17 protein-coding genes are annotated in these 17,438 nt (G+C 37.7%); 10 read left to right on the forward strand and 7 right to left on the reverse strand.

Annotated features, from left to right (window positions below; genetic code table 11):
• Positions 1-30: 30 nt before the first annotated feature.
• Positions 31-393: a hypothetical protein gene (locus AC106S_RS05775; protein ID WP_482438131.1), complete on the reverse strand. Its 363-nt coding sequence runs from the start codon at positions 391-393 to the stop codon at positions 31-33.
• Between the two features lie 405 nt (positions 394-798).
• Here AC106S_RS05775 and pruA point away from each other — a divergent pair, with 405 nt between their 5' ends.
• Positions 799-2,424, forward strand: a complete 1,626-nt coding sequence (gene pruA, locus AC106S_RS05780; RefSeq protein ID WP_482438132.1) for an L-glutamate gamma-semialdehyde dehydrogenase — start codon at positions 799-801, stop codon at positions 2,422-2,424.
• A 345-nt stretch (positions 2,425-2,769) separates the two neighbouring features.
• Positions 2,770-2,991 carry a cytochrome C551 gene (locus tag AC106S_RS05785; protein WP_482438133.1) on the forward strand — a complete coding sequence of 74 codons (222 nt, stop codon included), beginning with the start codon at positions 2,770-2,772 and terminating at the stop codon, positions 2,989-2,991.
• Positions 2,992-3,048: 57 nt separating this feature from the next.
• Here AC106S_RS05785 and AC106S_RS05790 read toward each other — a convergent pair whose 3' ends face one another.
• Positions 3,049-3,921 carry a TraB/GumN family protein gene (locus tag AC106S_RS05790; RefSeq protein ID WP_482438134.1) on the reverse strand — a complete coding sequence of 291 codons (873 nt, stop codon included), beginning with the start codon at positions 3,919-3,921 and terminating at the stop codon, positions 3,049-3,051.
• A 231-nt stretch (positions 3,922-4,152) separates the two neighbouring features.
• On the opposite strand from AC106S_RS05790, the gene AC106S_RS05795 reads away from it, so the two are divergent.
• Positions 4,153-4,362 carry a hypothetical protein gene (locus tag AC106S_RS05795; RefSeq protein ID WP_482438135.1) on the forward strand — a complete coding sequence of 70 codons (210 nt, stop codon included), beginning with the start codon at positions 4,153-4,155 and terminating at the stop codon, positions 4,360-4,362.
• A gap of 326 nt (positions 4,363-4,688) precedes the next feature.
• On the opposite strand, the gene AC106S_RS05800 is transcribed toward AC106S_RS05795, so the two are convergent.
• A complete protein-coding gene (locus AC106S_RS05800) occupies positions 4,689-6,314 on the reverse strand; it encodes a tetratricopeptide repeat protein (protein ID WP_482438136.1) in 1,626 nt (541 codons plus the stop codon).
• Between the two features lie 294 nt (positions 6,315-6,608).
• Between AC106S_RS05800 and AC106S_RS05805 the strand changes: the two genes are divergently transcribed.
• Positions 6,609-7,769: a thioredoxin family protein gene (locus AC106S_RS05805; RefSeq protein WP_482438137.1), complete on the forward strand. Its 1,161-nt coding sequence runs from the start codon at positions 6,609-6,611 to the stop codon at positions 7,767-7,769.
• A 162-nt stretch (positions 7,770-7,931) separates the two neighbouring features.
• Here AC106S_RS05805 and AC106S_RS05810 read toward each other — a convergent pair whose 3' ends face one another.
• A complete protein-coding gene (locus tag AC106S_RS05810) occupies positions 7,932-8,954 on the reverse strand; it encodes a 3-oxoacyl-ACP synthase III family protein (protein ID WP_482438138.1) in 1,023 nt (340 codons plus the stop codon).
• Between the two features lie 73 nt (positions 8,955-9,027).
• Here AC106S_RS05810 and AC106S_RS05815 point away from each other — a divergent pair, with 73 nt between their 5' ends.
• The 4 genes from AC106S_RS05815 to AC106S_RS05830 all read left to right on the forward strand — a co-directional run bounded on the left by AC106S_RS05815 (position 9,028) and on the right by AC106S_RS05830 (position 13,645).
• On the forward strand, positions 9,028-9,927 hold the full coding sequence (locus tag AC106S_RS05815) for a magnesium transporter CorA family protein (protein WP_482438139.1): 900 nt from the start codon (positions 9,028-9,030) through the stop codon (positions 9,925-9,927).
• Between the two features lie 53 nt (positions 9,928-9,980).
• A complete protein-coding gene (locus AC106S_RS05820) occupies positions 9,981-11,567 on the forward strand; it encodes a patatin-like phospholipase family protein (protein WP_482438140.1) in 1,587 nt (528 codons plus the stop codon).
• Between the two features lie 36 nt (positions 11,568-11,603).
• Positions 11,604-13,073 (forward strand): FAD-binding oxidoreductase, encoded by a 1,470-nt coding sequence (locus tag AC106S_RS05825; RefSeq protein ID WP_482438141.1) that lies wholly within the window; start codon positions 11,604-11,606, stop codon positions 13,071-13,073.
• A gap of 98 nt (positions 13,074-13,171) precedes the next feature.
• Positions 13,172-13,645 (forward strand): hypothetical protein, encoded by a 474-nt coding sequence (locus tag AC106S_RS05830; protein WP_482438142.1) that lies wholly within the window; start codon positions 13,172-13,174, stop codon positions 13,643-13,645.
• 103 nt (positions 13,646-13,748) lie between these two features.
• Here the strand turns inward: AC106S_RS05830 and AC106S_RS05835 are convergent, their stop codons facing one another.
• On the reverse strand, positions 13,749-14,285 hold the full coding sequence (locus tag AC106S_RS05835; RefSeq protein WP_482438143.1) for an NAD(P)H-dependent oxidoreductase: 537 nt from the start codon (positions 14,283-14,285) through the stop codon (positions 13,749-13,751).
• Positions 14,286-14,378: 93 nt separating this feature from the next.
• Between AC106S_RS05835 and AC106S_RS05840 the strand changes: the two genes are divergently transcribed.
• Together AC106S_RS05840 and AC106S_RS05845 are read left to right on the forward strand one after the other, a co-directional pair.
• Entirely contained in the window at positions 14,379-14,741 is a 363-nt protein-coding gene (locus AC106S_RS05840; protein WP_482438144.1) for a winged helix-turn-helix transcriptional regulator, read from the forward strand.
• Positions 14,742-15,050: 309 nt separating this feature from the next.
• Positions 15,051-15,560, forward strand: a complete 510-nt coding sequence (locus AC106S_RS05845) for an LptA/OstA family protein (RefSeq protein WP_482438145.1) — start codon at positions 15,051-15,053, stop codon at positions 15,558-15,560.
• A gap of 129 nt (positions 15,561-15,689) precedes the next feature.
• Here AC106S_RS05845 and AC106S_RS05850 read toward each other — a convergent pair whose 3' ends face one another.
• Both AC106S_RS05850 and AC106S_RS05855 read right to left on the reverse strand, forming a co-directional pair.
• Positions 15,690-16,250 (reverse strand): DNA-3-methyladenine glycosylase I, encoded by a 561-nt coding sequence (locus tag AC106S_RS05850; protein ID WP_482438146.1) that lies wholly within the window; start codon positions 16,248-16,250, stop codon positions 15,690-15,692.
• 199 nt (positions 16,251-16,449) lie between these two features.
• Entirely contained in the window at positions 16,450-17,388 is a 939-nt protein-coding gene (locus AC106S_RS05855; RefSeq protein ID WP_482438147.1) for a hypothetical protein, read from the reverse strand.
• Between the last annotated feature and the right edge of the window lie 50 nt (positions 17,389-17,438).

Raw genomic sequence — 17,438 nt, forward strand, 5'->3', positions numbered from 1 at the left:
TAGCGATTCATTAAAAAATGGATGTGATGATTAGCAGCCTGCAATCTGCAAAGACTGATACAGAATGTATCTTGGTGCTGTAATATAAACGCGGTTCTGTACGGCCGCTACTTTGGTATTGTACGTATAACCGTTGAAGAAAAAGTTAAGCCATTGCTGGGTGATGATTGAGTAATCAAATTTTACTTTTTCAGGGTCTTCGGAATCCTGGGTATCCTGATCGTCGGAAAGATTATAGATATCAGCCTGGGTCTGGTTATCGGACTGTTTCAGAATATGTGCTTTTGATGAAGCATCAGCATATGACTGAGTTTTGCCCTGATCTGCAAAGAGACCTGTACACAAGGCGGCAAAAAACATTATAAAAGAGAATAATAGAATCCTTTTTTTCATATCAGTCATTGATGGTGTAAAATTAGGGTAATACCACATCTTTCAGCTATCAAAAAAAATCTTTAAAATGTTCAAAATCGGGACAAATCTAAAAAACAGAAAATTCAGTATTTCAGGATAACCCTCTTTAATACAGCACATAAGATTCATTTACCAACTATGACAAGTTCTGAAGTGTTTATAATTATACAAATATTCAAATTCCGGACATTAGAACTTTTGATTTAAAAATTTAATTAAAAAACATATAAATATCCATTTTTTTCATACTTAAAAATCATATTTTTCAAAGATCAGGCACTCCTGTTTATAATTTTACAAAAATGAAGTGTATTTTTTCTTTCCTTATAATTATTGTAAATTTGTATACCAACATATTTTTAATTTAAAATAATACAACATAATATGTCAAAAGCAATTTCGCAAGTACCATTAGCGGTAAACGAGCCGGTAAATTCTTATGTACCGGGATCTCCTGAAGTTAAAAGCCTTATCGCCACTTACAAAAAGATGTGGGCTGAAAAGACAGAAATTCCAATGATCATCAACGGAAAAGAAGTGAAAACCGGTGAGAAAGTACAGCTTCAGTCTCCGCAGGATCATGCCCATGATTTCGGATTTTACCATAAGGGTACCATGCAGCATGTAGATGACGCGATCAATGCGGCTCTGGCAGCTAAAAAGGAATGGAACGAACTGGGCTGGGAACAGCGTGCAGCAATTTTCTTAAAGGCTGCTGATCTTCTTGCAGGCCCTTACAGAGATGTGATCAATGCGGCAACGATGATCGGACAGTCTAAAAATGTACACCAGGCTGAGATTGATTCGGCATGTGAGTTCATCGATTTCTTAAGATTCAACGTGGAGTTCATGACTGAAATGTATGCTGAACAGCCTGTTTCTGATAACGGAATCTGGAACCGTGTGGAATACAGACCGCTTGAAGGATTCTGCTTTGCAGTAACTCCGTTCAACTTTACGGCGATTTCAGGAAACCTTCCTACGTGTATGGCTATGCTTGGAAACGTTGTAGTTTGGAAACCTTCTGACAAGCAGGTTTATTCTGCAAAAGTAATTATGGATGTATTAACTGAGGCGGGTCTTCCTGCCGGGGTAATCAACATGATCTTTACAGACGGAAAAGAAACGGCTGAAAAAGTACTGGCACACCCTGATTTTGCCGGTCTTCACTTCACCGGATCTACGAAAGTATTCCAGGGAATGTGGAAAATGATCGGAGACAATATCCACAATTACAGAACGTATCCGAGAATTGTTGGCGAAACAGGTGGTAAAGACTTTGTAATTGCTCATCCTTCTGCCAACGTAGAGGCGGTAGCCACTGCTTTAGTAAGAGGAGCTTTCGAATACCAGGGACAGAAATGTTCCGCGGCTTCAAGAGCTTATGTACCTAAATCTCTTTGGGCTGATGTGAAAAAAGTAATGGAAGCTCAGATGAGTACGATCAAAATAGGTTCTCCTGAGGATCCGTCCAACTTCGTGAACGCTGTCATCGACAAAAATTCTTTCGAAAAATGTAAAGGATATATCGACAGAGCGAATGCTTCCGGTGAAGCTGCCGTAGCAATCGGCGGAACATGTGATGATGCTAAAGGATGGTTTGTACACCCAACTGTAATTGAAACCACTAATCCTCAGTATGAAAGTATGGTTGAGGAAATCTTCGGGCCTATCTTATCTGTATTCGTGTATGAGGATCAGGACTGGAAAGAGACGCTAAAATTAGTTGACTCTTCTTCTCCTTATTCGTTAACAGGATCTGTTTTTGCACAGGACCGTTATGCGATCAATGAAGCATTCAAAGCTCTGGAAAATGCATCAGGAAACTTCTACATCAACGACAAACCGACCGGTGCGGTTGTAGGACAGCAGCCTTTCGGAGGAGGAAGAGCTTCCGGTACCAACGATAAGGCAGGTTCTAAAATGAACTTACTGAGATGGACATCCGTAAGAAGTATCAAAGAAACTTTCGTTTCTCCAAAAGATTACAAATATCCATATTTAGGGTAATCATGGGTAATAGGTAATGGGTAATGGGTAATGGGCAATGAGTAATTGTTGCCTGTTCTTTACATATACGGCCCCGGAACTTCGGTTTTGGGGCTTTTTATTATTCTAATCTGAATTCGGATTTAGGAGCTGAAAGATAAAAGACTGAAAAATGGAAGTCAAAAATTCGTATCCTAAGCTGAAGTTATTCTAAATTATCACCGTCTCACAGTAGCACATGATAAAATGCTGTTATTAAATTGAGCCTAACATTTTTTAACAAACTTTACCTATACTTTACGAGTTCCCGGTGCCTGTTAGGAATAATTGTTGGACTTTATATACAACACCCCAAAATAAAATCATATGAAAAAGTTACTGTTAGCAGCCATAGGTTCAGGAATATTAGCCGTGAGCTGCGGAACCAAAGAATCCACGATGTCACCGAAAAGTTCTGATTCAGCAGCAGTGGGCACTATGAAAAATCCACCGCCTTCTGCAACCGACACCATGACAACAAAGATGACCAGTCCTGATACCATCAGGATGAAAACGGATTCAGCGACAACGGTTCCTCCGGCTAAATAAATATAACACGTTCAATTTAAAAATGGAAAGTCCGCAGATGAAAGTTCTGCGGATTTTTTATGATTTCATAGGAACGGGTTCTACGGAATATCCTAAACTTTTAAACTGCTCTATCAGTCCGCAGCTGTACGAGAAATGCCCCAGTCCTACGGCCAGGAAAACGTTTTTTTCTTCGATCAGTTCAGGAAGAATCTTCATCCATCTGCTGTTTCTTTGAGTAACAAGGATCTGGTCGCTCTTACTGAGACTTTCGCAGGATTTATTAAAGATATAGCGGTCTTTCAGTTCAAGATATTCATTCTGCATCCCCCTGCATTTTTTTTCATTGGCTGCCATGGCTTTTTCATATCTCTTTAAAGTTCCTTTAATCACCGCTGTCCCGGATTTGTATCTTGATATTCCTGATTCCTCTATATAGTTCTGCTGCATGGCTGAGGTTTCCAGATATGCCATTTCTTTACCGTTGTCCTCGCCCTGCTTCTGGATATAGTTATCCAGCATATATTTATCTGAGCCTGCACAGCCTGATTTCCAGATTCTAAGCTGCATCATTTTTACAATTTCATCCCGTTTCAGTTTTTTGATATCTATTCCTGTATTTTTAAAAACATTTTTCAGTCTTGCATATTCTTCCGCAGACAGTTTGGAATCGAGGTCGTTAGAGTCCTCACGGCTGTTGAATTCATCAATCACCTTGTTCTTTTTTGTCTCAGTTTCTGTAATCACCATATCGCAAGACATAAGCGAGTTATTAATCACCGGATACTGATGATAGAACGATTCACCTGCCATATGCATGGTTCCGAAGAAATATGAGGTATGTTTTCCGTTTTTTGAAGTGACTTTCCACAGATAGGTTTCCTGGGCAAAAGTAAGTGCTGTTACTGTTATCAACAGAAGGATCAGGCTTTTATTAATATGGTTTTTCATAATTGAGCATTTTTACCAACTCAAAAATAATGACTTTCAGAATCAGAAAATTGTAAAAATGTAAACCATACCGTTTAATGCTTATCCGGCTGTTTCTAAACTTCTTCATATGCCGCAAAAGCTTTGTTTAATTATATGAAAATTAATTTTCCACAAAGTATACCATAAATTAACATAAAAATCTTATTAATTCACTATATTTGATTACATTAAACATCAAAATAAAGAAATATGAAAAAACTATGGATAACCGCAGTTCTGGGAATAATCTTTCTTGGAAGCTGTGCCCAGAATAAAGAAAAAAGAGAGGAATTCAAGGATGCACACGATAAAGACTTTATGAGAAACAGTATGGGATCTACTGCTGTTTCCCATTCTGAACCGGCCGTAATTTCCAAAGATTCTGCAAAAATAAAAACTGACAGTTCAAAGGCTAAATAATACAAAAACAAATCCGCGGCAATGCCGCGGATTTGCACTTAAAAAAACTTGACTGAAAAAAACCGGGCAATCAACCCCGATTGTATGATATATAAGTTATAATTGTGTTTTACAGATCTGTAAAGATATATTCCGGGTCAGGCATATTTAATTTATTTTTCTTTACCCATAACCGGACGAAGTACATAGCTCTGACTGGTTTCAGGAACAAAAAACCACCTGTATAAAGCTGGCGCAAAGATATAGCAGTGAAGCGTTTACCTAAAACAATTGGTTATCTGTTTTCATGAAAATGAAAAGGAAGAATGCGAAAAACAGGCAATATCTTAATTATTTTCGTGAAAATGGGTATGATGATCCGGTTGATTTTCGGCATCAAGATATTTAATATAAGCTGAGGGTGAAAAATCAGTAACCGCCTTAAATACTGAAGCGAACTTACTGTGCGAGGAGAATCCGCATTCATCTGCAAGAATACTGATCTTATATTGCCGGTACTTGTCATCATTAATGAGTTTATCTACAATATAGCTAATTCTCAAACGATTGACATAGGTTTTAAAGTCTGCATTTTTATGCTGATTAATAACGTAGGAAAGGTACTTTGTATTGGTATTGAGTTCTGCCGCCAGAAACGAAAGGGACATATTTTTACTGTTGTAAAGCGCTCCTTTTTCAAAACCTTCCAGAAGTTCAAGAAGTTTGGTTTCTGTTTCCTGGGTCATCAGAGGTTCATTTTTCTTTTTATCCGGACTGCTGTCTTTATCGTCAACTTCTTCTACGGAGATATTGGAAAAATCCTGATTTCCGGATCTTTTATGTATGGTTTTATCCTGACCGGCGATCTGATGAATCTGCGTCCTGATGATGTTTCTCAGTTTTGAGCGTTGTTTTTTCTGTTTAATCCTGAAGAAAATAACAATTCCCACCAAAGAGGTAAGCAGCACAATGATTGCCGCGTTTTTAATGATGCTGATCTGTACATTTTTTTTATGAAGTTTGGGTGTATTTTCAATATTTACGCCCGTAATCTCGCGGCTTCTGGCATTCATATCTTCATAAGCCCTGACGTATTTTGTCGCATACAGTGAAGCTTTGAAATTATCTCCGGTTCCTTCATAATAATCATTGATATTGGCATAAACCGCTTTTTTCAGCTTAAGACTCCGGGAATTGTCGGCAATTTTTTCTGCTTTTTTAAGGTATACCTCAGCTTCTTTCCAGTTTTTCTGTTTCAGACGGATTCCGCCCAGTCCGTTGTAAACAAGCCCCAGAATACAGCATTCTTCTTTCAGCAGTGATTCCGCCTTATGGTAATATGTTTCCGAAAGGTTATAATCTTCAAGTCTGAAATAAACATACCCGAGCATCTGATAGGAAGCCGCAGCGGGTCTGCCGTTATCATCTTTATCAATTTTTTCAAATTCTTTCAGCGAATGTTCAATATAGGGAATGGCATTGGGAAAATTTCCCATTTCCATTTCGTAATATGCCAGTTCCTGATTGAGCAATCCTGCCGCTTCTTTTCTTTTTACGGGATCAGTGATACGGTCTGCTGATTTCAGACCCAGCAGCGTATATTTCTTTGATCTTTCATGCAGCCCCAGCAGCCGGTACTCTTTGGCAAGAAACTCATTGACCCTGGTGATCCATTCGGCATCTTCAACCTGCCCCAGCAGAGAATGAGCATTTTCACCATAGCATATGGCTTTCTTGAATTCTCCGGCAAAATGATGGAGTTCTGCTACAAGCATAAGACTTTTTACCTTTTCCAATGGTTCATTTGCAGACATGTACAGGGAATCTGCCTTTCTCAGGGCCTGGGGAATATCTTTGGGAGCAATATGAACAGAAGTTCTTTCACAGATCTGATCGAAGCTGTATTTCTTCTGAGCCAGAACAGGCATGGCAGTAATCAATAAAAACAAAAATTTAAGCAGACTTCTGGGCATAAAAAAACAAATTATTATGTAGACTTTATAATAATTCATCATTTTCATGGGGTGTCTTTTTGTTTTTTACAAAGCTACTAATATTTTATTTTTTAATGAAACATTATCTTATTATTTAATTTTTTAACTAAAAACATAAATTAAATTTATTTTAATAACTATATAGGCGAAATATATGTTAAATTTTCTAAACAAACTTCAACGATATTGAAAATAAATTTTCGTAACTATTTTCAAAATGTACCGACTGATATGTTGTCATAATTATTACATTTGTAATCAATAAAAAGTTTTATGAAAAAAATAGCAATACTTACCTCTTTATTTATAGGAGTTTTATCCTGGGCACAGGGAATTAAATTTGAAGACAGCAATTTCGCTGCAATTCTTGCAAAAGCAAAGAAAGAGAACAAACTTGTATTTATTGATGCTTATGCATCATGGTGCGGACCCTGCAAACTGATGGTGAAAAATATATTCCCGCTGCAGACCGTAGGTGACTATTATAACTCCCACTTTATCAATGCAAAAATTGATATGGAAAAAGGAGAAGGAATAGGCCTTGCAAAAAAATACAATGTAAAAGCATTTCCTACTTATCTTTTCATCAATGGTAACGGGGAAGAAGTACACAGAACGTTAGGGTATGTGGAAGAAAAAGATTTCATCCAGTTTGCTAAAGATGCTGAAGATCCGAACAAAAGGCTGACATCGCTGAAACAGAATTTTGAAAAGGGAGAAAAAGATCCTGAATTCCTTAAAAATCTTGCCGGGCTTACCATCTATAATGATGCAGAGTTTGCAGGCAGAGTACTGGAACGTTATTTTCAGCAGAAAACAACTTTAGATCAGGAAGATGTACAGATGCTTCTTTCAGGTGTTCAGAGCACAGACAGTCCTGTATATAAAATTTTCCAGTCTAAAAAGGCTGATATTATCAAGATTTTCCCGGAAGACAGATACGAGAAATTCGACAAGAGCGTCAAACTGAACACTATTGCTAAAAAAGCATATAATGCAGATACAAAAACGTGGAATGACAGCTATTTCATGACAGAAACACAAAAGTTCATGACTAAAGAAGAGGCTGAAAAAATCCTGAAAAGAGCTAAAGCTTCCAGAGCCTTAAAAGATAAGGATATTCCGACTTATGAAAAGCTGACCATAGAACTTTACCAGGATACCACTAAGGCCACTTCTGATGAATTAAATTCTATTGCCTGGAATTTCTTTGAGAATGTAAACAATAAACCGTCTTTACAGCTGGCGATAGCATGGGCACAGGAATCTGTGAAGAAAAAAGAAGGTTATGCCAATACAGATACATTAGCCAACCTTTACAACAAGATAGGTGATAAAAGCAATGCAAAGATCTGGGCAGAAAAAGCAATCCAGCTGGCTAAAGCTGCAGGAGAAGATTTCGGAGATACTGAAAAACTGCTGAAAAGTCTTTAATCAATACCGTATAAAAGCCCCGCAGGAAATTTTCTGCGGGGCTTTTTTATTTTTAACAGGTCAGTTACTTTCCTTTCTCAGATCAAACCGGTCCAGATCAGATGTTTTATATTTTATCCCGGATTGAGGTTAATTTATATTTCTGCTGTCTATCAGTCTTTATTAATATTCAAACAAAACACTTCCCCATGTAAATCCGCTTCCGAAAGCGGAAAGAAGTACAAGATCTCCTCTTTTGACTTTTCCTTCTTCAATAGCTTCACTTAAAGCGATTGGAATAGATGCAGCCGTTGTATTTCCGTATTTCTGAATATTGTTGTGGATTTTTTCATCCGGAAGTCCGAATTTCTGCTGTACAAACTGGGCAATTCTAAGGTTAGCCTGATGCGGAATGAACATATCCAGATCTTCAATCTTTTTCCCTGCTTTATCTAGGGCTTCCTGCATGGTTTCCGGGAATCTTGTTACGGCATGTTTGAATACGAAGTTTCCGTTCATGATTGGGTATACTTCTTTATTCGTCACGTTTTCCGGTTCTTTTCTCATTCTGTCGCTCCATCCGAATTTAGATCCCGGGAACTGGGTACACAATTCATCAGCATATTTTCCTTCAGAATGCATATTCACGGCTAAAATATCTCCTGCATTTTCATCTTCCGTAGCGGAAAGTACAATGGCTCCTGCCCCATCTCCGAAAATCACGGAAACACCTCTTCCTTCATCGGAAAAATCAAGTCCGAAAGAATGAATTTCTGCACCTACAACCAATATATTTTTATAAGTTCCCGATTTAATGAACGCATTGGCTACACTCATCGCATATACAAATCCTGAGCATTGATTTCTTACATCCAAAGCACCAATTGTTCCGCATCCAAGCATTTCCTGAAGCAATACCCCGCATCCCGGGAAATAATAATCCGGTGAAAGGGTTGCAAAAATAATATAATCGATATCCTGAGCCGTCAGTCCCGCTTTTTCAATGGCTTTTTCAGAGGCTTTAAAACCTAAATAAGCACTGGTTTCCTGAGAATCATTCCTGTTTTTTCTGTGTCTTCTTTCCCTGATTCCTGTTCTTTCTGTGATCCATTCATCATTGGTAGTCATTAGTTTGGCTAGATCATCATTGGTAACAACATTATCTGGTACATAAAATCCGATCCCTTTTATTGTACTTTTAATCATATAGTTTTTTAATTTTGGCAAAGATAAAACTTATTTAACACATAGTATTTCAAAATATTAGTATTTTTATTGTATGCCAATTGACACAATATACAGAGATTCCCAGTGCGAATGGGTAGATGTAGAGGCTCCTACCGCGGAAGACCTGAAGTTTCTTCACGAAAGATACGAGATCAATAATCTTCTTCTGGAAGATACCATGGATCCCAATCACCTCCCCAAATATGAAGAAGACGGAAACGTAAAGTTCTTCCTCCTCCGCGAAAGCACGGAACTGGAACGGAAAAATCTCAACACCATCAGCGATATCAGCACCAAGATCGGAATCTTTCTGCTGGAAAATACCATCATTACCATCCACCGGATGAAAACGAAAAGCATTTCGGAGACGAAAAAGCAGCTTTCTGCTATGAAAGCAGAAGTTTCTCCTTCCAAAGTGGCCTTAATGATTGCTCTTCTGATCATGAAAAGTTTTGATGATGAATCGGTAAGCCTTCTGGAAACTATGGATAATATTGAGAATGAAATATTCCTGAAGAACACCAACCATACGAACCAGATCCGGAGACTTTATAAGCTGAAACGAAAATCAGGGCTTAATTCCCGGGTACTTGTTATTTCTACTGATGCTGTGGATAAATTCAAATTATTAGATCTTCAGGATTCCGAGATCGTCGATTTAAAAGATAAACATAAGGACGTTGTAGCCGATTTCGACCATCTGAATATCCAGATTACCAACCTCATCTCTATGTTCCTGGCCCTTTCCGACCAGAAAGCCAATCAGGTGATGAAAGTTCTGGCAATCTACTCGGTTTATTTTTTACCGATCACGTTTATTGCCGGACTGTATGGAATGAATTTCGACAATATGCCGGAACTTCATCATAAATACGGCTATTTTATAACCGTTGGAGTAATGGCTGTGGTGGTGATCTGTACCTTTATTTATGCAAGAAGGAAACAATGGTAGCCACTCTGTAATAGTTCCCCCCAATACACATCACCCACTCTAAAATATCCACCATGAAAACCGAAGAGCTGAATACAATTCTCGAAGACGATATTCTTTCCGCGGACTCTAAAGAGAAACTTATTGCCCTGCATGAGAACATCTCATCCAAAGAGTTTTCAGATCTGCTGGATATTTACGGAAACCAGTATGTAGAATTTGTACAGGAAGGCGGCGGTGTATGGGGAAGCGCACTCGTCGGTTATCTGTATGGGCTGGAAATTTTCGGCATCCGTTTTCTGAAAGTGGCAGGAACAAGTGCAGGAGCCATCAATACAATGCTAATTGCGGCCTGTAAAACAAAAGAGGAAGCTAAAAGCGAAGTTATCAAAGACATTTTATTCAACTGGAATTTTGCTGATTTTATGGATGGAAAAACCTATGTAAAAACCACCATGCATGCGATTCTGAATAATAAGAATTTTTTTAAGATCAATGCATATCTTCTCGCAGCGGTCATGATGATCCTGATTATTATTCCTTTTGCTTCCCGTCCGGAAACGACACTCACCGCCAAACTCCTTTTCCTGATTCCGCTGATCCCTGTGGTAATTGCCTTTTTCTGTATTAAAAAATTTTATAGTGATTTCAGAAAGCAGAACAGCGGCTTCAATCCTGGAAATACTTTTTCAGATACTATGAAAACAGCATTGGACGGATTCGGGGTCAGAACGGTAGCCCAGCTCAATCAAAAGTTTATTCAGAAGGAGCATCACCTCAATCTTAGCTACCGTTACGGAAATAACCAGGAGTATTATCAGCTTACCCTTCAGAATATTGAAGCGATTAAAAATAAAAATGCTGAACATATTGATCTGACCCGCTATAAGATTTTCTATGAGAGTGCAGCCCAAAATGATTATTACAAAAACAATCCGTTTTACCAGCTCCGGTCGGAATATGTAGTCATAGCAACAGATATCAATGCCAGGATTAAGGTGGAGCTTCCTACGATGGCGAACCTGTACTGGTCTGAAGAAGAGCTGAAACACATCAGCCCTGCTGAGTTTGTGCGGGCTTCCATGTCCGTACCTTTCTTTTTTGAGCCATTTCAGAAAAGAATCAACCGGGATGACGATTCCGTAAAATACGCATGGAAGTTCTGGATGAGCACAAAGCCCGAAGACATTTACCCTGTGGGAGTTTTCATTGACGGTGGCAGTATTTCCAATTTTCCGATTGATATTTTCCATGCCACAGATGTTTTCTATCCCAGGTTACCACTGTTCGGGGTGCAGCTTACCAATGATTCTGATCTTCTTTCAGAAAAAGGAAAAACCAGCGAAGAGATTCTCAAAACACCTTTCTCCTATGCCGGAAATATCATCAGTACCTTAAAAGGCTTCAATGATAAGTCTTTCCTGATTAAACACAGCTTTTACCGCCTGTTCAGTATTCAGTCCGTCAACTGCGGAACCAGCAGCTGGCTGAATTTCTTTATGAAAAAGGAAGAAAAAGAAGATCTCTTTAACAGAGGCTTTCAGGCTGCTCTGGATTTTCTTAACCGGTTCGACTGGGAAAAATACAAATACGAAAGAATGTTACTATCAATGAAGGATAAAAAAATACTGAAGGAAGAGGATACACCGACGGTGGGGTAAGGAATTTTCATTATTTTTAAGCCCTTTAATAACCAGATGAAGAAGAAATATTTTTTTATTTTCGGAATAGCTGCAGCTCTTATTTTTATTTCTGTTCCACTGATCCACGTTTTAAAAACAAAATGGAATGAATCAGATCATAGAGAAGATATTCCTAAAGGATATACCAATGATGCCAGCCAGCTCAATTTAACCAGGATAGACACCCTTATAAAAGTTCCGTCATCAAAACCGGAAATTGAGAATCAACTCCGTCAAATTCTGAAATACGCAAAAGAGAAAAAGTTAAAGATATCAATTGCGGGTGCACAACACAGCATGGGTGGTCATACGATCTATCCGGGAGGTATTCTGCTTAATATGCTTACTTACAAACAAATGGAACTGGATGTAAAGAATAATATTCTGACCATTGGTTCCGGAGCTCTTTGGGAAGATGCGTTGAAATACCTTGACCAATACGAAAAATCGGTTGCTGTAATGCAGGCTTTCAGTTCATTCTCCGTAGGCGGATCAATCAGTGTAAACGGCCACGGATGGCAAAAGAATCTTCCTCCCATTTCTTCAAGCGTTATTTCATTTACTTTAATGAAAGAAGACGGGAAAATCATTACCTGCAGCAGAGAAGAAAACACTGAACTTTTTAAACTGGTAATCGGAGGTTATGGACTTTTCGGAATTATCCTTGATGTTAAGTTAAAGGTTGTTGACAATATTGCTTTGCAATACAAATACATCCGGTTAAACGCAGAAAATTATCCCGACTATTATCAAAAATTTATCTCCAACAATCCTGATGTACACCTTGTTTTCGGAAGACTGAGAATTTCCGACAAACATTTTCTGGAAGAAGCTACGATCAATTATTTTGAAAAAGTGAATGAAAAACCATACTCTCTTCCTGTACAAAATGCAAAAAATGAAGAGACCAAACGGCTTGTTTTCAGAAGTTCTGTAAACAGTGAATATGGAAAAAGGCTGCGCTGGGATCTGGAAACAGGAATGAATAAAATGACTAAAAATGCAGTATATTCCCGAAATGAACTGCTGAACGATCATGTTTCTCTTATTGAGAATAAAGATCCTCATTCTACTGATCTGCTTCAGGAATATTTTATCCCTGAAAGAAATTTCAAACAGTTTATCAAAGATATCAAGCCGGTCCTCCGGAAATCAGAATTGGATCTGCTTAATATCACCATCCGTGCTGTAAACAAAGATGAAGACAGCTATATGAATTATGCAAGAGAAAATGTATTCGGATTTGTCTTTCTTTTTAATCAGAAAAAAACGGATAAACAGGAAAATGCGATGAAGCTTCTGACCAATGATCTTGTAGATATTACGATTAAAAATGAAGGAACTTTCTATCTTCCCTACCGCCTGCACATTGGTAAGACAAAAATGAGAAATGTATATCCTCAGGCCGCAACTTTTTTTGAGCTGAAAAGAAAATACGATCCTCAGGAAGTTTTCGACAATAAATTCTATCAGCACTATAAATAAAAACATTTACGGGAAGATGGCCGGCCCTGGCTTACAATGCCTCTGTTATTTATAATGAGCTGGCTGAGGAAAAAGTTAAAAATTTTAAATAAGAATACATGAACTGGATCATCAGAAGCACTAAAAAGGTAAAATTTCATACTAATCTTCAGGAGGTTCTGAAGCCTGTCTGGGAAGACCTCACGACCTGTAACTGGATCCTCACCGATCTGGATTTCGTGTCTGACGATATGATCCCTATTGACTTTGACCATGATTTTTTTATTCTGAATCATCAAAAATTTGAACAGATCTATAAAAGCAATACTCAGATGATCTGGGGAATAATAGCTGCCGTTCCTCCCGCTACCCAGACGGATTCACAGTATATTTCCGGATTGTCTGCCGAAGACCCAGACGTATGGAAAAGCAATCACTTTTTTATTCGTGAAAGCATTCTGGAAATTACAGCTTTTGACAGTGGGTACACTGTTGTAAAATTTAAAGATGAGGGACTTTCTGACAAGTTCAGAGATTACTTCCGGGAGCAGGCGATAAATTTAGATGACTTTAGCAGAAAATATATCGGTTAAAATATAAAAGCTGCTGAAAAATTTCTCTTAATAAAACAATTTTCCCGAGCTGATAATTCATGAATAATTTCCAGCTCAGGAAATTCTTTGCCCGGAACCCGAATTAATTTATAAGGGAATCCAAAAATTCCAGATACATCGGAATGCTTCTTTCAATCCACTCTTCCGAAGGATCATTTTCGATTCCGTAGTACACAAAAGGTTCTCTGTAATCTGCCTTTATATAATCAAAGGTCAGTTCATAAGGCCGGAAAAGCTCATTCATTGTATATTTATACTTTCCTGAAGCTGTATAGCCTTCTTCATCAATTCCTGCCGTCACTGCCAGCGACATTTTTTTCCCACCGAGCCGGTAGCCGCTTTTGCTTCCGTAAGCCCAGCCATACAAAACGACTTCATCAAGCCATTTTTTCAGAAGCGGCGGGCTGCTGAACCAGTAAAAGGGAAACTGAAAAACAATTTTATCATAAGCCTCCATCAGCTTCTGCTCCCGGGCAACATCTATTTTTTCATCCGGATATTCTTCATACAATGCATGAACGGTATACTTTTCAGGATATTTTTTCAATTCTTCGATCCATCTTTTATTAATCACAGATTTTTCCATATCCGGATGGATGACAATAACTAATGTTTTCATTTATTAAGCTAATTTCTGCTACAAAATTAATATATGTAACTTACATTTTGTACATTAGCTACCTATTGTATGGTACTATAAAAAATGTAAGTAATGACTAAAATAAAGGAAACTTCTACCAATTTTGCCAATAAAAAAGCTCTGGCTGACGAATGTCCTGAAGTGTATGCCTCGAACCTGATCGGAGGGCAGTGGTCTCTGGCTATCTGCTGTTACCTCATCAACGGAAAGCTCAGATTCGGGGAACTGAAGAAATGTCTTCCCAACATCACCGAACGTATGCTCACCCTTCAGCTCCGCAGGCTTGAGGAAGATCAGATCATCACCCGGACGGTTTACGCTGAAGTTCCTCCCCGGGTAGAATATGAACTTACAGCAATCGGGTATCAGCTCAAAACTATTATTCTTGAACTTGAAAAATGGGGCAACGAACACAGACGTGCCATTCAAAAGTGATCTTCTGATTCCGGAATTTAAAAGGAATGGAAATAAATGGAATATAATTCGGCCCCGGTCCGGGTTAAGAGTTTCTCATTGATACGGATTTGAAGCTGAATGAAGACTGAAAACTTCTGTAAATCAGATTATTTTAAAAATAAATGCTAATTTTTGGTGGGCTTATGATTTTCCTCTTCCTGTTTCCAGGCGTTTATATGCATCCTGTCACCCCAAACTGAAATTAATCCTACGAAATCGAATTTCATAAGAATATTTTAAACACATTTTTTGTAAATTTAATCAGCATTATCCACCTAATCTGATATTATGAAAAACCCTGCTTTTTTAACCTGTATGGCAGCAGCTCTGTTTTGCGGAGCTTTTGTCAGTGCCCAAAAGATCTCTGACGGCCAAACGATAGAAGTAAACGGAATGAGTGTTACTTTTTCCATCCTCAACAAAGAAAGTACGGAAGCAGGAGGAAAACCTTATGACCGCTATAAAGTTTCCGCATCTGTAAAGAATACAACAGATAAATCCTACAATATCCGGCTTTCCGCTTTTCCCCAGATCGTAAGTAATACCGGCCTTGTAGAGCTGAACTGCATCAATGCAACAGGAGCCAAACTGACCTCTAAAAAAATTGAACTGAAAATGAAAGCCCAGCTCATCAATGTAACGTATTCTGCTTATGACAGGTCCGGTAAACTGACAAACAGTATGATTCCGGTAACAGGCAGCTATTATTTCGATCCGGGAGATATCATCAGCGACAATGCCATTTTTATTGTTCCTCAGGGTGAAAAACCTGATGTTTCAGTACGAAGCTTACGATAGAAAAGCCTCTTTTTATAAACTGCAGTAAGTTTTTGGGTTTGGGGGGGGGGGGGGGGGGGGGGGGGGGGGGGGGCGCGCCCCCCCCCCCCCCCCCCCCCCCCCCCAAAAACTTACTTTTACCTCATCATTTTACCCCTCTTCCGTTTCTTTCCACAAAGGTTTATGTTCCAAAACTTTAGCATGTACAGGACATGTCTCATGATGTGCTCCTTTCAGATATCCTGTACTCATCAGGAATTCATTCACGATCTCTCCACCGGTAAACTTGAATGTTTTCTTAAACAGTTTCATCCATTCCTGAAGGGTTTTGGGATGATGATGTTCCAGCCATTTTTCAAATGAGCCGAATTCATTCTGAAGCTGCAGTATTGTCTTGGCATTTTCAATGGCGGCATTTACTTTCAGTCTGTTTCTGATAATTCCCGGATCGTTCAGAAGCCTTTCACGGTCTTCTTCAGTATAGGACGCAATCTCGCGGATATTAAAATTACTGTAAGCTTTTCTGAAGCCCTCTTCTTTTTTCAGAATGGTTTCCCAGCTCAAACCTGCCTGATTGATTTCCAGGATCAGCCTTCCGAACAGTTCATTGTCATCATGAATCGGAAACCCGTAATAATAATCATGATAATTTTTATGCAGCTCTTTTCTGCTTTCAGGCTGCATTCCTTCTATCGCTAAACAATAACTCATTGAAATATATTTTCGGTTTTGGGTATAAAGATAAGACAGGATATTGACAACTGTCAGTCAGCAGTCTTTTTTTATCTTTATAATTTTACGGTAAATCAGATTCTGTTACTTCTAATTGTAGAGTTTTAAAAAAATTTAAATATTTTTATTAGGCGCCTACATACAATGTTACACTTAATTAATCACTTAAATATATTTTTTATTTTCCAAATTTCATTTTTGTATGATATATGTAAGCAATTTCTTTACCTGGAATTTTAGACTCATCTTGCAATAATGTGGCATTTTTGATATTAAATTGAAACAAATCTTTTAATGAAGAAACATAGTTGCCAGTAGATACATTTGCTATAAAATTTATAGTTGAGCTCAATATTACTTCTAATTTAGAGTTATTATATTTCATTTTATGAAGTTTAAATTGTTGCATATAATCACTGTATAGAAAATCATACTCATCTTTTAATTCTGATAACTTCAAATTTGAATTTGCAGCTTTATTAACCCAGTTCATCAACGCAAGATATTTATTTCTTACACTTTCATCCGAACGATATTCAATTATGTGATCCCAAGAAGTATTATAATCTGGATCAGGAATATCATTTAAGATAAATTGTATGATTTGTTCTTTTTTACTATCACTTTTTAATGTATCGGCTGTTCTTAAAACTGGATAATATTCTGATGTTTTATCCAATTTGTTTAAATGGAGTGAATCCAATCTTATCGATATGTCATGACTTAAAAAGAGATGATTGAAATATTCTTCTTTCATTTCTTTTAACTGTTCTTCAGTTGGGGTCTTAGGCCAATTCTTTTTAGATCTTTCTTTTTCAAATAGATTTTTCAATTGGGTAGTTAATTCAACCACATCCTCATTTGGTGAATCAAATTTCTCTTTTAGATAAGGATATTCTTTAACTACACCATTATCCCTCAAAAAGTCCCATACAGCCTTTTCATAGTGCAAAGAATGATTTTCCTCTGTTATTTCTTTAGTATCTATATCAGATATAATACTAAATCTCCCCTCACTTATAAATATATTATCATAAAACAAACATAATTTTTTAATTGCAGATTCATCTATAAATCTATTAAAAGTTACATACGGAAAGACTACATTTTTACTCATTTTAATTTGGCTTAGTTATTCAAAAATATGGAAATATTCTTGAAATTCAT

It is taken from the genome of Chryseobacterium sp. FR054 (assembly GCF_056844565.1).

What these genes read in the sequence shown, in the direction of transcription:
- AC106S_RS05775 (WP_482438131.1), bottom strand. Translation starts at nt 393, where the DNA reads ATGAAAAAAAGGATTCTATTATTCTCTTTTATAATGTTTTTTGCCGCC.
- pruA (WP_482438132.1), top strand. Translation starts at nt 799, where the DNA reads ATGTCAAAAGCAATTTCGCAAGTACCATTAGCGGTAAACGAGCCGGTA.
- AC106S_RS05785 (WP_482438133.1), top strand. Translation starts at nt 2,770, where the DNA reads ATGAAAAAGTTACTGTTAGCAGCCATAGGTTCAGGAATATTAGCCGTG.
- AC106S_RS05790 (WP_482438134.1), bottom strand. Translation starts at nt 3,921, where the DNA reads ATGAAAAACCATATTAATAAAAGCCTGATCCTTCTGTTGATAACAGTA.
- AC106S_RS05795 (WP_482438135.1), top strand. Translation starts at nt 4,153, where the DNA reads ATGAAAAAACTATGGATAACCGCAGTTCTGGGAATAATCTTTCTTGGA.
- AC106S_RS05800 (WP_482438136.1), bottom strand. Translation starts at nt 6,314, where the DNA reads ATGCCCAGAAGTCTGCTTAAATTTTTGTTTTTATTGATTACTGCCATG.
- AC106S_RS05805 (WP_482438137.1), top strand. Translation starts at nt 6,609, where the DNA reads ATGAAAAAAATAGCAATACTTACCTCTTTATTTATAGGAGTTTTATCC.
- AC106S_RS05810 (WP_482438138.1), bottom strand. Translation starts at nt 8,954, where the DNA reads ATGATTAAAAGTACAATAAAAGGGATCGGATTTTATGTACCAGATAAT.
- AC106S_RS05815 (WP_482438139.1), top strand. Translation starts at nt 9,028, where the DNA reads ATGCCAATTGACACAATATACAGAGATTCCCAGTGCGAATGGGTAGAT.
- AC106S_RS05820 (WP_482438140.1), top strand. Translation starts at nt 9,981, where the DNA reads ATGAAAACCGAAGAGCTGAATACAATTCTCGAAGACGATATTCTTTCC.
- AC106S_RS05825 (WP_482438141.1), top strand. Translation starts at nt 11,604, where the DNA reads ATGAAGAAGAAATATTTTTTTATTTTCGGAATAGCTGCAGCTCTTATT.
- AC106S_RS05830 (WP_482438142.1), top strand. Translation starts at nt 13,172, where the DNA reads ATGAACTGGATCATCAGAAGCACTAAAAAGGTAAAATTTCATACTAAT.
- AC106S_RS05835 (WP_482438143.1), bottom strand. Translation starts at nt 14,285, where the DNA reads ATGAAAACATTAGTTATTGTCATCCATCCGGATATGGAAAAATCTGTG.
- AC106S_RS05840 (WP_482438144.1), top strand. Translation starts at nt 14,379, where the DNA reads ATGACTAAAATAAAGGAAACTTCTACCAATTTTGCCAATAAAAAAGCT.
- AC106S_RS05845 (WP_482438145.1), top strand. Translation starts at nt 15,051, where the DNA reads ATGAAAAACCCTGCTTTTTTAACCTGTATGGCAGCAGCTCTGTTTTGC.
- AC106S_RS05850 (WP_482438146.1), bottom strand. Translation starts at nt 16,250, where the DNA reads ATGAGTTATTGTTTAGCGATAGAAGGAATGCAGCCTGAAAGCAGAAAA.
- AC106S_RS05855 (WP_482438147.1), bottom strand. Translation starts at nt 17,388, where the DNA reads ATGAGTAAAAATGTAGTCTTTCCGTATGTAACTTTTAATAGATTTATA.